The organism is Algoriphagus iocasae (genome assembly GCF_014206875.1).
GTDB classification, from domain to species: domain Bacteria; phylum Bacteroidota; class Bacteroidia; order Cytophagales; family Cyclobacteriaceae; genus Algoriphagus; species Algoriphagus iocasae.
In genome coordinates this window covers 1,560,173-1,575,237 of record NZ_JACIJO010000002.1, presented here as the reverse complement: position 1 = coordinate 1,575,237, position 15,065 = coordinate 1,560,173, and the positions used below count along the sequence as shown (strand labels likewise).

The following is a 15,065-nucleotide window of genomic DNA, read 5'->3' as shown; positions in this document are numbered from 1 at the left end:
TGAGTAGAAAGTATGATTCAGATAAAAACTGCTTCACCCGAAGATTTGAAATATGTCCAATCTATCGCCCACCGAACTTGGCCGGACACATTTGGTGAAATATTGAGCCCTGATCAAATCGAATACATGCTCGGCTGGTTTTATGAATTGTCTCACTTGGAAAAACAACTAAAAGAAGGGCATCAATTTTTTCTTGCGGAGGAAGATGGTGAAAAATTAGGATTCACCGGAATCGAAGTAAATCAAGAACCCGGGAAGACCAAAATCCATAAAATTTACATTTTACCAACAGCACAAGGAAAAGGCATCGGAAAGAAATTGATCAATAAAGTGAAGGAAGTTGCTAAAGAAAACAATCAAGCTAGTCTTCTATTAAATGTCAACAAATACAACAAAGGTGCAATCGACTTTTATGAATACATCGGCTTTGTAAAAATTAAAGAAGAAGTCATTGATATAGGACAAGGTTATGTGATGGATGACTATGTGTTTGAACTTACTCTTTGAAAAATTAACCTTTGAGGTTTTCTAAACCTCGAAGGTTTAATTCTATATATCAAAACCTTCGAAGAGATTTCTCAGTCGTTCCTCCTTCGAAATGACACCTCAAAGGTTATCCAAAATTGTCTCCCAAAGGACCAATCCATTGGCTGGAGCTGGTGGAAGTTTTTCAAATTTATCAGGAGTCTCGAATCGAGCCTCAATTTCTGACAATTCCATTTCTCCTTTACCTATTTGCCAGATAGCTGACATCATCATTCGAACTTGGTGATGCAAAAAGCCTGTTCCAGTGATTTCGAAATATGAGATTTCTTCAGGAAAAAACTGCCCTAGAAACTCACTTGAACTTGATATTCTTGCAGAAAGTACTTCCCGCTGATAGTCTGATTTATTTTCGGAAGGCCTACAGAAGCCTTTGAAGTTATGCTCACCAATAAATAATTTACAAGCTTGCTCCATTTTTCCCCAGTCTAAACTTCCGAGAACATTCACCAAAAATGAAGAAGCGAATGGGTGAAATAAATTCGAATTTGAAAAATAGTAGCGATAAGTTTTCTGTTTAACTGACTGGATCAAATTGAAATTACTAGGAACCACTTTGACAGAATTCAAATGAATATCCTGAGGCAGCTGCTCACTAATTTGTGGCAAAAGCAAACCCATCTCTACTTCATCCCGAAGAAAAACCTGAACAAAGCCTCCGATACAGGAAACTCCAGAGTCTGTCCGACTAGCTCCGATCAACGAAAAATCCTCATGCCCCAAAACATGTCGAAGAACCCGCTCCAACCTCCTTTGCACGGTTGGCTGGTTGGGCTGAGGTGCCCAACCTTTGTATCGGGCACCGAAATAGGAGATGGAAAAAAGGTATGAGAAAGGGCGGGATTGCAATGAATTAATGGTTTGTGATTTGAGAATTGAAATTAAGAGCAATTTAAATCAACCCATCATTTTATTTTTTTACAAATACCAAATTCATTCTTCAGTGCATATGAAAAATTTGAGAATGCCAAAATGAATGAGGTATTTCATAAAAATCACAATTATATAGAGGTAACTCAAGAAGAAACCATAGGGTTAACCCAAAAACAACTACTACCGGTAGTATTACAACTTTACCTTTTTTGATTTTCAATATCCCAAAAACAATTAATAAAGTTGATAAGCTTAGGTAGAAAAATAATTGAGCAAAAAAGATGTTATAAGAGAAAATATTACCTGATAAGTCTCCTATGTTCTTGAAGATATAAGGTAATTCACACAACATTTTCCGGTATAGCCAAAAGGAAAATATCCCACCGGTTACGAAAAAGCCCCCAATGATTTTGTTTTTCACTATTTTTTAAATTTAGTAAACTTTCACTGGTTGCGTCCAAGCAGTTTCTGTATCCCCTATCTGATAAGGATTCTCTTTTGGTTTGGAAGAAATGATTTTTGCTCGAACATACATATCATCTGATTCCAAAGTATACGATCCTGAAGTTCCGCTTATTTCGCTCAATAATATTCCACTCTCTGCTGGGTTTGATTTCTTTGTTCCAAAGAATTGGATTTCATAAGAAATACCATCTTCCGCCCTCACTTCGACATTTAGCGTTTTTCCACTGAAGTCTATTGATTCCAAAGTAACACCCGTACTTGAATAGAAATCTCCACGCTCCATAGCTTCAACCAAAGAAGCCGGGTCTAAGCTTTCCGACAAAACCATCACCCATCCCCTCCCAGGATTACTGCTGTTTTGATCAAAAACATGGTAGTTATGTGCATCATCAACAGCCAAACCGTAAAGCAAAGGTTTCCCTGCCTGTAAATATGCCGCTTGAACTTTATCCCAAAGCACTTCCATGCTTGGGCGAAGAGAATCTCCGTAATTATTCACTTGTGGATGACCATTATACACTTCAAAAAATCGCTCTCCATCCAACTCAATTATATCTTCGGGAGTAATCGCCCAGACAAAGTTCGGGTGATTGATATGTAAAAACATCGGAACACCAGTTGAATCCCTCTGGGCTTTTACCCGATCCAAACCATTTTGCAAGATTTCAGGAATTGAATTTCCTCCCTCCGCAGGTATCAATTTCTGAATATTCGTCACATTCATATGAAGCGGCTTCTTCTCAAAACTTTCTGTTAACTCCTGTGATTGAATGATCAGAAATTCATCTTTCTCTTCAAACATCGGACGGTATTCTGCTAAAGTTTTGAGTTTCACTTCTACCCGACCCAAGGAATCTTCACGATAAATCACCTGATCTCCATATTTCTCTACATATTTCTGAAAACCTGCTTCATGCGATGGGGATTTTGGAATCAACTTCCATTTTTGGCCTACTGCCAAGGTATTGTGATCAGAAAGCACCACGAAATCATAATCATGAGATTTATACCAATCCATGATCATCTCGGGATAATCATCTCCATCTGACCAATAAGAGTGGGTATGAAGATTGCCTTTGTACCATTTCTTCCCATCTGCCTGATATTTACTGGATGCACATGACCCTAATAAGATAAGAGAAAATAGCGCTATCAGTGGATTTCTAACATTCATGGTTTCTTTCCTTGAAACCCCAATATAAACTTCTTAAAAAACTTGACTGTCTGGGCTTGATTAAGATTTGATGATTTTTTTCCTATTCCCCAAAAAGTAATATTAAAACAAAAAGGTCACCTTATCAGGTGACCTTTTTGTTTTCATTAAGAAATTGCTTAAGCCAAAATCTTCGCAGCTAGCCAGTCGCCAACTTCAGAAGTTTTGTAAGATGGTCCTCCATCTGCGATATCTTCGGTCACATATCCTTCAGATAGTGAAAGGTTCACTACATCAGAAATAGCTTGAGCTTCTGCTTTCAAGTCAAAAGCATACTCAAACATCATCGCAGCAGAAAGTACAGTTGCCAAAGGATTAGCAATATCTTTTCCAGCTGCCTGAGGATAAGAACCGTGAATTGGTTCGAATAATTTGATAGAAGTACCCAAAGAAGCAGAAGGCATCAATCCCATAGAACCTGAAATCACAGAAGCTTCGTCAGTCAAGATATCTCCAAATAGGTTTTCTGTGATCAACACATCGTATGCTTTTGGCCACTGGATCAAACGCATCGCAACCGCATCCACAAATTCATATTCTACCTTTACATCTGGATATTCCGGTGCCAATTCCTGAACAGTTTCTCTCCAAAGTCTTGAAGTAGCCATTACGTTTGCTTTATCCACACAAGTCAAAACTTTTCTTCTTTTCTGCGCAGCTTCAAAACCCATTCTCGCTAGTCGAACAATTTCATGCTTGCTATACACATTGGTATCAAAAGCTTTTGTTCCTTGTTCGTTTCTTCCTCTTGGCTCGCCGAAATAAATTCCTCCAGTCAATTCTCTGAAGAAAACGAAGTCAACTCCCTCCACTCTTTCTAATTTCAGAGGAGACTTATGTACCAAAGAAGGGAAAGTGAAGGTAGGTCTTACGTTTGCAAACAAGCCTAATTTCTGACGCATCAATAGCAATCCTTGCTCGGGACGTACCTTTGCTTTAGGATCATTGTCATATTTAGGATCTCCAATAGCTCCGAAAAGCACCGCATCAGAAGCAGCAGCAATTTCGTGTGTGGAATCTGGATAAGGCTCACCAGTTGCGTCAATTGCCGCAGCTCCAACTAGCGCCTCTTTAAAAGTGATGTTATGTCCGAATTTTTGGCCGATAGCTTTCACTACTTTCACAGCCTGGTCGATTACTTCAGGGCCGATGCCATCACCCGGCAACAGCGCGATATTCATTTCCATAGAATTTGGATTCTTCTTGGGTTGGATTTTGATTAAATGATTCGACGATGTTCAGCATTTTCTCTGTGGCCATCATCGCTGCCACTGTTTGATCAGGGTCTAACCCCTTTGTTTTAAATATTTTCCCATAATCCCAAGTGATAACAGTTTCTACAAAAGCATCTGTTTTACCACCTGGAGGAATTGAAACATGATAATCTATCAGTTTCGGAAGTTCTTTTTTCAAAGATTTATAAATCTTTCTTAGTGCTCTCATGAAGGAATCATATTGTCCGTCACCAGTTGCACTTTCATCGTAGGTTTTTCCATAAACTTTCATTCTGAGCTGGACAGTTGGTTTCAACCCTTTAGAATGAGTCATATGATACCCTTCGATATGGATATTTTTCTCGATGGAATTATTCTGCAACACATCAGAGATGATGTAAGGCAAATCTTCCGTCGTCACTCGCTCTTTCTTGTCTCCAAGTTCAATGATTCGCTGGGTAACCTTTGTGAGCTCATCTTTCTCTAAAGAAATTCCCAATTCCTCAAGATTCTTCAGAATATTAGCTTTGCCGGAAGTTTTGCCAAGCGCATATTTCCTCTCTCTCCCAAATCGCTCTGGAAGCAGGTCATTGAAATAGAGATTCTTTTTGTTATCCCCATCCGCATGAATTCCTGCTGTTTGGGTAAATACATTTTCTCCTACAACAGGCTTATTTGCTGGAATATGCTGACCAGAAAACTGCTCGACCAATTTACTTACCCGATAGATTTTCTGCTCCTGAACACCTATCTGAAGAGATGTAAAATCCTTGATTACCGCGATTACAGATTCTAAAGGAGCATTACCAGCTCTTTCTCCAAGTCCATTAATAGTGGTGTGGATTCCCGAAGCTCCATGCAAGATAGCTTCCATGACATTGGCTACAGAAAGATCGTAGTCATTATGTGCATGAAAATCAAAATGAACAGACGGGTATTTTTCTGTAATCTTGATGAAATAATCCTTGGTCTCCTCCGGAGAAAGTAGTCCCAAGGTATCAGGAAGCATAATTCTTTTTACCGGTTGTTTCGAAAGAAACTCAATAAGATCCAAAGTATAGTCAGGAGAATTACGCATGCCATTGCTCCAATCTTCCAGATAGATATTGACATCTATTCCGTTTTCCTGAGCATGGGCAATACTTTTTGCAATATCAGCAAAATGCTGCTCCTGAGTCTTTTTGAGTTGATGAGTTAGGTGGTTTAATGAACCTTTGGTCAATAGGTTCATCACTTTTGCACCAGCCTGAATCAACCAGTTTACAGATGCCGGAGTGTCTACAAAACCCAACACTTCCACACGATCCAAATAGCCTTTTTCAGCTGCCCAATGGGTAATTTTTTGTACTCCCTCCAGCTCTCCGTCAGAAACGCGAGCTGATGCCACTTCAATACGATCTACCCGGAGTTCCTCCAAAAGTAATTTCGCTATCTGCAGCTTTTCAGAAGGCAGAAAGGAAACGCCTGAGGTCTGTTCACCATCCCTCAGGGTTGTATCCATTATTTCTATGCGTCTCTGCTGATTCATCAAGTATTATCTTGTTTTTTCGAACTCGTCGATTTCAGACTCCATGTTTAGCAAATAGTCGATGTCATCAAAACCATTTTGCATGTTATCTTTTTTGTAAGAATTGATGTCAAAAGATTCAGATTCTCCTGTTGAAAGAAGCGTGATCGTTTGAGCAGGAATACTTACTTCGATTTCTGTACTTGGATTTTCAGTCACTGCAGATAGCAATTTGTCTGCAAACTCCGGAGAAACTGTCACCGGCAATACACCGATATTTAAACAGTTATTTTTGAATATATCTGCAAAGAAGCTTGAAACCACACATCTGAATCCATAATCATAAATTGCCCAAACAGCGTGCTCTCTACTTGATCCAGAGCCGAAATTCTTTCCAGCTACCAAAATCTTTCCAGAGTATGTTGGGTCGTTTAGTACGAAATCTTTTTTAGGATTTCCTTCTACATCATATCTCCAGTCACGGAAAAGGTTGTCGCCAAATCCTTCGCGCTCGGTAGCTTTCAGGAAACGAGCTGGGATGATCTGGTCAGTATCTACGTTTTCGGTAGGCAAAGGAACAGCCGTACTCGTTAAAACTGTGAATTTATCGTAAGCCATTTTTTAATTAGTTCAAAGGTTGGAAAGTTGGAAAGTTGAAAAGTTTATTCGGCTAATTAATCTCAATCACCGATTCAAACTCGTACTTCCCATTTCTGACTTCGTGTTTTTAATTTTGAAATACTTCTCTTGGATCGCAGATTTCACCTTTCACAGCTACAGCTGCTACAGTCAGAGGAGATGCGAGCATAGTTCTAGCACCTGGCCCTTGACGACCTTCGAAGTTTCTGTTGGAAGTAGAAACAGCATATTTCCCCGCTGGAATTTTATCATCATTCATTGCCAAACATGCAGAACATCCTGGTTGTCTCAATTCAAATCCGGCATCTTCCAAGATTTTCACCAAGCCTTCTTCCTGCGCCATTTTCTCCACTTCTTTTGATCCCGGTACAATCCAAGCAGTAATATTATCTGCTTTTTTATGCCCTTTCACAAAAGCTGCCACTGAGCGAATGTCTTCAATTCTACCGTTTGTACATGATCCTACAAATACATAATCCACTTGCTTACCCTTAACAGGTTCACCTGGTGCAAATCCCATGTAGTCCAAAGATTTCAAGTATGAAGTTTTGTTACTTCCTTCCATTCCTTCGGTAGTAGGAATATTACCAAGTACTTTGATTCCCATTCCTGGGTTAGTACCATAAGTGATCATTGGCTCGATATCCGCTGCATCAAAAGTGTATTCTTTATCAAATACAGCTCCATCGTCAGTCTTCAATTTTGACCATTCAGCCACTGCTTTATCCCAATCTTCCCCAGCTGGAGAATATTGTTTTCCTTTCAGATAGTTAAAAGTAGTCTCATCCGGAGCAATCAAACCACCTCTTGCACCCATCTCGATAGACATGTTGCAAATGGTCATTCTGGCTTCCATAGACAAACTTTGGATCGCAGATCCTGCATATTCCACAAAATAACCTGTAGCTCCAGCAGCAGAGATTTTGGCAATGATGTAAAGGATAATATCCTTAGAAGTAACCCCAGGACCAATTTCACCTTCAACAGTAATCCGCATTTTCTTTGGCTTGGACTGCATGATACACTGGGTAGCAAAAACCATTTCTACTTCAGATGTACCAATTCCGAAAGCAATAGCTCCGAAAGCTCCGTGTGTAGAAGTATGGCTATCCCCACAAACGATGGTCATTCCCGGCTGGGTAATTCCCAATTCAGGTCCGATCACGTGAACAATCCCGTGATGGGCAGATCCTAAGTCATGCAGTTCAATTCCGTATTTCTTACAGTTTTCGCGAAGCTTCTCCACTTGCATACGAGAAAGCTTGTCTTTGATGGTTTGATCCTGATCTACTGTAGGAACGTTGTGATCTGGAGTTGCGATGGTGCGATGAGGATATTTCACCTTAACACCACGTTTTTCCAGGTTTAGGAATGCAACCGGAGAGGTAACTTCATGGATAAAATGTTTATCGATGAAGAAAACATCAGGACCGGATGGTACAGAACGTACCACGTGAGCATCCCAGATTTTATCAAATAATGTTGTCTTTTCCATGATTTTAAGCAGTCGTATATTCTTTGACTGGTATTTTGTTTAGCGCATCCACAAATGCCTGAGCTGATGCCAAGACGATGTCTGTGTTTGAAGAAAATCCATAATAAGGCTTATCACCTTTGATCAATCGCATGTGGACTTTAGCCACATCATCACTGCCATGAGTGATTGCCTGAATCAGAAATTCCTCTAGGTCAACCTGAGGTTTTACGATTTTATCAATTGCCTTCAATACTGCATCAACTGGCCCATTTCCTTGGGAAGTCGCTGTATGTGGTTCATCACCAATGGTTAATGAAACTTTGGCCTGAATGGCCCCATTAGAAGAATAGGTTACTGTACCTAGTTCGATAAAGTTGGATTCTTCCAAATATTTACCTACCAGACCCATCAAGTCTTTTCTTCCAATATCTCTTTTGCTATCAGCAAGGATCAAGAATGCCTCATAGACTTCTCTTAATGCCTCACCTTCTAGTTCTACACCCAATGCATCCAAGTGATGTTTCAATGCAGCTCTACCAGATCTTGCAGTCAATACAATTGTAGATTCCTCTACTCCCACATCCTTTGGATCGATGATTTCATAGTTTTCTCTATGTTTCAACACGCCATCCTGGTGAATTCCGGAAGAGTGTGCAAAAGCATTTCTTCCAACAATCGCCTTATTTGGCTGCACTGGCATATTCATCAATTTAGAAACCAATCGAGAGGTTTTATAAATCCTAGGAGTTACAATATCCGTATGAACAGGAATGGATTGATGACACTTAATCGCCATGACAACCTCTTCCATAGAGGTGTTACCGGCTCTTTCGCCAATACCATTAATTGTCACTTCTACTTGACGGGCACCATGTTGAACCCCAGCCACAGTATTTGCAGTAGCCATGCCCAAATCGTTATGACAATGCGTCGCGATGATTGCTTTGTCAATATTTGGAACATTGTTTTTTAGGCTAGCGATGATTGCACCATATTGCTCAGGAAGGCAATATCCTGTCGTATCCGGAATGTTTACAACTGTAGCTCCTGCCTTAATAACTTCCTCAATGATCTTGCAAAGAAAATCCGGCTCTGATCGACCTGCATCCTCTGCATAGAATTCCACATCCTCCACAAATCTTTTTGCAAACTTCACCGCTGCCACACCACGCTTGATGATATCATCAGGCGTGGAGCGCAACTTATATTGAATATGGTAAGGAGACACACCGATACCAGTGTGAATCCTACCTTTCTTTGCAAACTTGAGTGCTTGGGCTGCTACTTCGATATCTTTCTCAACGGCTCTCGAGAGGGCACAAATGATTGGGTTTGAAACTGCCTTTGAAATCTCCACTACCGAGTTAAAATCCCCCGGGCTGGAAATTGGAAAGCCGGCTTCGATGATATCTACACCTAGTTCTTCCAAAGCTTTCGCCACCACAATTTTCTCCTGGGTATTCAGCTGACACCCTGGCACTTGCTCCCCATCTCTTAGGGTTGTGTCAAATATCCATAGCTTTTCACTCATTGTTCTTAGGTTTTAGGTTTAATTGTTTTCTGGTCTCAATTGACGGACGACAGCACCTGCCTGCCACATTTCAGAATCTCTCAATTCTTTCAATTCAGCTTCCAATTTCACTCTATAATCTTCTTTCGAATTAGAATCGATAGACTTTTGCGCTTCTTGTCCAGTTTTTACACTGTTATACAATTCTTCAAATACTGGCTTAGTAGCATCTCTGAAAGGCTTCCACCAGTCCAAAGCACCTCTTTGAGCAGTAGTAGAACAGTTGGCATACATCCAGTCCATACCATTCTCAGCTACCAATGGCATCAAGGATTGAGTCAATTCTTCTACAGTTTCGTTGAAAGCTTCAGAAGGAGTATGACCATTTGCTCTCAACACTTCGTACTGAGCAGCGAAAATCCCTTGGATGGCTCCCATCAATGTTCCTCTTTCTCCTGTCAAATCAGAAGTTACTTCTCTGTAGAAATCTGTTTCGAACAAGTATCCTGAACCTACACCGATACCCAAAGCAACTACTCTATCTTTTGCTTTTCCTGTACCGTCCTGATAGATCGCGTAAGAAGAATTCAATCCTCTACCTTCCACAAACATTCTTCTCAAAGATGTTCCTGATCCTTTTGGAGCAACCAAAATCACGTCGATATCAGCAGGAGGAATAATTCCTGTTTTTTCTTTATATGTCACACCGAATCCGTGAGAGAAGTACAATGCTTTTCCAGGAGTCAAGTGTTTTTTAACTGTTGGCCAAAGTGCAATCTGACCTGCATCAGAAAGAAGGAATTGAAGGATAGTACCTTTTTCACAAGCTTCTTCTAGCTCAAACAATGTTTCTCCAGGAACCCAGCCATCAGCAACAGCTTTATCCCAAGTTTTTGAACCTTTTCTTTGACCTACAATAACATTGAATCCATTGTCTTTCAAGTTTAGCGCTTGACCAGGTCCTTGTACTCCGTAACCCAAAACTGCAATAACTTCGTCTTTCAGGACTTCTCTAGCTTTTTCCAAAGGAAATTCTTCTCTGGTTACTACGTTTTCTTCTACTGTGCCGAATTTTAATTTCATGTGCTTAGTAATTTGATTTTTAATGGCCTTTTAGGAATCGCTCTTTTTTCACAATTTCTAAAAGAGGTCATTACATGAGTTTATTATTTGTTTAATGTTCTCATGGAATCAAAATGGACAAAGAAACTTCAGAGAAGTCTTTCGCACATCTCGATTTCATAGGTTTGATTTGATTTATTTTATTTTACGTAACTGTCTATTGTATGCATTCTTTTGGCGACGGCTACTCTTCCTGAGCGGGCAAATTCCAAAAGTCCATATCCTTTTAGAATTTCCAGGAGTTCCTGTGTTTGCTCTTTGTGACCGGAAAGCTCAAGAACGACAAACTCAGGTTCTGCCGCGATTATTTTTGCATTATGCTGACGAATGATTTTTTCAAGACCGCCATCCAGTTTTGAAACCGGAATTTTATAAAGCGCAATTTCCTGATAAACCACCCCTTCATCTTCATGATAAAAGGCCTTGATCACATCGATAATCTTTTCGATTTGGTTCACCAGCTGGATGACTGTATCCTCACTGGCTGTCACTTCGATCGTGATTCGGTGAATTCCTTCAATTCTGCTTTCAGAGGCAGTAAGTGCATCGATATTGATTCCTCTTCTGGTAAAGATGATCGTGATGCGATTGAGAATACCGATAAAGTTTTCGGTAATCACAAATATGGTGTAACGTTTCATAGGCCGTTGTTAACTTAATCTTACCTCTTCTACTGAGCAACCTGTAGCGATCATTGGGAATACGTTATCCTCTTTCTCAACCACAACTTCTAAGAAGTAAGGTCCATCATGGATTAACATATCTTCAATCGCCTCATTTAAATCTGACCGATCAGACACCTTTTGTGATTTGATGCCATAAGCTTCAGCAATTTTCACAAATTCAGGATTGTCCAATTCTGTAAATGAATATCTCTTATCGAAGAACATCTGCTGCCATTGTCTTACCATTCCCAGGTAATTGTTATTAAGCAAAATGATCTTGACTGGAGCTTTAGTCTGCATGATCGTTCCAAGCTCCTGAATTGTCATCTGGATACCTCCATCGCCAACTACACAAACAACCTGTCTTGAGAAATCAAACATCTGAGCTCCCAATGCTGCTGGCAAAGCAAAACCCATCGTCCCCAATCCTCCTGAAGTTACCTGTGTTCGGGATTTTTTATAATTGAAATATCTCCAAGCGATCATTTGGTGCTGGCCTACATCTGTCACCAAAACCGCATCATCTGCTTTATATTGATTCACTTGATGAATCACCTCTCCCATTGTCAAGCCGACTTTCGTAGGAGTAATATCATGCTGTACAACAGCTGCATTTTCTTCTCTTTCAAATTCACGGAATCTTTCCATCCATTCTGGATGTGATTTCGCGGTCACTGCCTCTGTCAAAAGCTCCAAACTGTCTTTGCAATTACCCAGAACAGAATGGTGACATTTAACTGTTTTGTTGATCTCAGCTGGATCCAATTCTAGATGAATGATTTTGGCTTGCTTTGCATAACGCTTTACATCGCCAGTCACCCGATCATCAAATCTCATCCCAATTGCTATCAAAACATCACATTGATTTGTCAGCATATTAGGAGCATAATTTCCATGCATCCCTAATTTACCCACATAACTTGGGTGATCTTGAGGCAAAGCCCCAGATCCCAACAAAGTTGAAGCAGCAGGAATTCCTGTTTTATCCAAAAATGCTTTGAATTCAGCTTCTGCTTTACCCAAAACGACCCCTTGGCCAAATAACACATACGGTCTTTCCGCTGCATCAATCAGCTCAGCAGCTTTTTGAATATCGCTTTTATTTACTTCGATTTTAGTCTGGTAAGATCTAAAACCTAAACATGGCACATAGTTGAACTCACCGAAATCAGTCTGCGCATTTTTGGTGATATCGATCAATACAGGTCCTGGTCTTCCCGACCTTGCTATAAAAAATGCTTTGGCTATCGCTGGAGCGATATCTTCTACATTTCTTACTTGGATATTCCATTTGGTACATGGCATAGACATACCTACCACGTCAGTTTCCTGAAATGCATCAGTACCTAATAAATGTGCCGCTACTTGTCCAGTAATGCAAACCAATGGTGTGCTATCTATCAAGGCATCAGCCAATCCCGTAATCAAGTTTGTGGCTCCAGGTCCAGAAGTTGCAAGGCAGACGCCTACTTTCCCAGAGACTCGTGCGTACCCTTGCGCAGCATGGATCGCTCCCTGCTCATGGCGCGTAAGTACATGTTTGATCTGATCGTGATAATCATACAGTGCATCATACACTGGCATGATTGCCCCTCCGGGATATCCGAAAATAATTTCGGCATTCTCCTCTATGAGAGTTCTGACTACGATGTCTGCTCCTCGAATCATCAAGTCTTTCATAGGCTTAGAATTTATCTGTCACGCAACCTTCAGATGCTGTGGCAACTAGTTTATTGTATTTTTTCAAAGTTCCCTGCAAATCAGAAATATCTTTCGGTTTCCAGGTTTTCTTTCTTTCAGCCAATTCCTCATCAGAAACAGCCACTGATAATTGAAGATTATCAGCATCGATGGTAATGATATCACCATTTCTAACCAATCCTATCGGACCTCCACAGAATGCTTCAGGAGTAACGTGCCCCACTACAAATCCGTGTGTTCCTCCGGAAAATCTTCCATCGGTGATCAATGCCACATCAGATCCTAGTCCAGCTCCGATAATCATTGAGGTTGGCTTCAACATTTCCGGCATTCCAGGACCTCCTTTTGGACCAATATTTCGAATTACGATTACTTCACCTTTCTCTATTTTATGATCTCGGATGGCATCATTTGCATCTTGTTCTGAGTCAAAAACATGAGCAGGCCCTGTAAATGCACTTCCTTCTTTTCCTGTAATTTTTGCCACTGCTCCCTCTGGAGCCAAATTTCCAGAAAGAATGCAAAGGTGACCGGTTGCTTTGATTGGTGTTTCCAAAGGATGGATCACATTGACCATAGATGGAGTCACTGGCTCTACATCAGCTAGATTTTCTGCTACAGTTTTTCCTGTTACAGTCAAACAATCACCGTGCAAGAAGCCATTCTGCAACATATATTTCATGAAAGCAGGCAATCCTCCTTGCTCATGAAGATCTTCCATCATGAATTTCCCTGATGGCTTAAAATCCCCAATCATAGGAGTCTTCGCATTGATCGCTTTGAAATCCTCTAGTGTAAAATCAACACCTGCAGTTCTGGCGATAGCAATAATATGCATGACTGCGTTGGTACTTCCGCCCAAAGCAATCGCCACGGTTACTGCGTTTTCTATACTTTTCTTATTGATGATATCACTTGGCTTGATATCCTTTTCCAATAAGACTTTCATGTACTTATTTACTTCGGCGCATTCTCTCAATTTCTCGGGAGAATTTGCTGGATAAGAGGCTGAATAAGGTAGTGACATCCCCATTGCTTCAATTGCCGAAGACATGGTATTGGCGGTATACATTCCTCCACAGGCACCTTTTCCAGGGCAAGCATTTCTGATGACACCGTCATAATCTTCATCTGAGATGTTACCGTTTACTCTTTTACCAAAGGCTTCAAAAGCAGAAACAATATTCAGTTTTTCTCCTTTATAATGTCCCGAAGCGATCGTGCCACCATACAGAAGAATTGAAGGTCGATTGGTACGGATCATACCCATCAAAGCTCCAGGCATATTCTTATCACATCCAGCCACAGCGACACAGCCATCAAAAGAATGTCCTATGATAAATGACTCAATAGAATCAGCTATTATCTCTCTGGAAACCAAAGAATAGCGCATTCCTAACGTACCCATGGTGGTCCCGTCAGAGATACCGATGGTATTAAAAACTAAACCGGTCAAATCATGCTCTTGGGAAGAAGCTTTGATCAGACCGGCAAAGTCGTTTAGGTGCATATTGCAGGGATTACTTTCATAGCCACAACTTGCTATCCCTACAAAAGGCTGTTTCATCTTTTTATCGCTCATTCCAGTGGCATACAACATAGCCATTCCGGCCGGATGCTCCGGATTTTCACTGATTTCCCAACTGTGTTTTTTCAGGGTCATAATAGAGTGTAAAAAAAAGTGCCTCAGGTTTAGTGAGGCACTTTAGATTTGGTTAATTCATTATAAATAGTCTAGTGCCTCACTTTTAACATCCAATGAGAATAATTAAGCTTAGCAAAATGACTACTTTATACATAGTTATGTCGAGTGATTTCTTGAATCGATTTTATTTCTTCACAAACTTAAAACTGAAAATTCAGACTTACAATATTTAATTTTACCTCAAAGGCAATTGCCAGATATTTTATATAAGTAAATCCTATTTTTTCAATCTTAAATTTTGCATTGAATTACAAATACACCGTTTTTCAACAAATAGATTTGCCATATTTTCATTTTTCAAAATTTTGTACTGATTTCAATTAATCGTAAAAATTTTTAAAAAAGTCTGACATCTATCTAAGAGTTTCGAATTAAAGCATCATTTCTTTCAAAAAGAAAGTTCTTTTAAAGAAAATCTAAAAATTGACCTA

12 protein-coding genes are annotated in these 15,065 nt (G+C 40.1%); 1 reads left to right on the top strand and 11 read right to left on the bottom strand.

Annotated elements, in window-relative coordinates:
* Positions 1-12 precede the first annotated feature (12 nt).
* Positions 13-507 carry a GNAT family N-acetyltransferase gene (locus tag FHS59_RS14315; RefSeq protein WP_184496042.1) on the top strand — a complete coding sequence of 165 codons (495 nt, stop codon included), beginning with the start codon at positions 13-15 and terminating at the stop codon, positions 505-507.
* A gap of 99 nt (positions 508-606) precedes the next feature.
* Here FHS59_RS14315 and truA read toward each other — a convergent pair whose 3' ends face one another.
* From truA to ilvD, 11 genes are all read right to left on the bottom strand, one after another.
* Positions 607-1,392, bottom strand: coding sequence for a tRNA pseudouridine(38-40) synthase TruA (gene truA, locus FHS59_RS14310; RefSeq protein WP_184496040.1), 786 nt, complete (start codon positions 1,390-1,392; stop codon positions 607-609).
* A 457-nt stretch (positions 1,393-1,849) separates the two neighbouring features.
* The gene (locus FHS59_RS14305) at positions 1,850-3,055 is read right to left on the bottom strand and encodes a histidinol-phosphatase (protein WP_246388445.1); all 1,206 of its coding nucleotides are present in this window, start codon (positions 3,053-3,055) and stop codon (positions 1,850-1,852) included.
* A gap of 158 nt (positions 3,056-3,213) precedes the next feature.
* Positions 3,214-4,281: a 3-isopropylmalate dehydrogenase gene (gene leuB, locus FHS59_RS14300; RefSeq protein WP_184496038.1), complete on the bottom strand. Its 1,068-nt coding sequence runs from the start codon at positions 4,279-4,281 to the stop codon at positions 3,214-3,216.
* The gene (locus FHS59_RS14295) at positions 4,250-5,836 is read right to left on the bottom strand and encodes an alpha-isopropylmalate synthase regulatory domain-containing protein (RefSeq protein ID WP_184496036.1); all 1,587 of its coding nucleotides are present in this window, start codon (positions 5,834-5,836) and stop codon (positions 4,250-4,252) included. The genes leuB and FHS59_RS14295 overlap by 32 nt, the downstream gene beginning before the upstream one ends.
* Positions 5,837-5,842: 6 nt before the next feature.
* The gene (leuD, locus tag FHS59_RS14290; RefSeq protein WP_184496034.1) at positions 5,843-6,433 is read right to left on the bottom strand and encodes a 3-isopropylmalate dehydratase small subunit; all 591 of its coding nucleotides are present in this window, start codon (positions 6,431-6,433) and stop codon (positions 5,843-5,845) included.
* 109 nt (positions 6,434-6,542) lie between these two features.
* Positions 6,543-7,949: a 3-isopropylmalate dehydratase large subunit gene (gene leuC / locus FHS59_RS14285; protein ID WP_184496032.1), complete on the bottom strand. Its 1,407-nt coding sequence runs from the start codon at positions 7,947-7,949 to the stop codon at positions 6,543-6,545.
* A 4-nt stretch (positions 7,950-7,953) separates the two neighbouring features.
* The gene (locus FHS59_RS14280; protein ID WP_184496030.1) at positions 7,954-9,462 is read right to left on the bottom strand and encodes a 2-isopropylmalate synthase; all 1,509 of its coding nucleotides are present in this window, start codon (positions 9,460-9,462) and stop codon (positions 7,954-7,956) included.
* Positions 9,463-9,480: 18 nt separating this feature from the next.
* A complete protein-coding gene (gene ilvC / locus FHS59_RS14275; protein WP_184496028.1) occupies positions 9,481-10,524 on the bottom strand; it encodes a ketol-acid reductoisomerase in 1,044 nt (347 codons plus the stop codon).
* Between the two features lie 179 nt (positions 10,525-10,703).
* Positions 10,704-11,204: an acetolactate synthase small subunit gene (gene ilvN, locus FHS59_RS14270; protein WP_184496026.1), complete on the bottom strand. Its 501-nt coding sequence runs from the start codon at positions 11,202-11,204 to the stop codon at positions 10,704-10,706.
* Positions 11,205-11,213: 9 nt separating this feature from the next.
* The gene (gene ilvB / locus FHS59_RS14265; RefSeq protein WP_246388443.1) at positions 11,214-12,908 is read right to left on the bottom strand and encodes a biosynthetic-type acetolactate synthase large subunit; all 1,695 of its coding nucleotides are present in this window, start codon (positions 12,906-12,908) and stop codon (positions 11,214-11,216) included.
* A 4-nt stretch (positions 12,909-12,912) separates the two neighbouring features.
* Complete coding sequence (gene ilvD / locus FHS59_RS14260) at positions 12,913-14,592, bottom strand: dihydroxy-acid dehydratase (RefSeq protein ID WP_184496024.1); 1,680 nt, start codon at positions 14,590-14,592, stop codon at positions 12,913-12,915.
* Between the last annotated feature and the right edge of the window lie 473 nt (positions 14,593-15,065).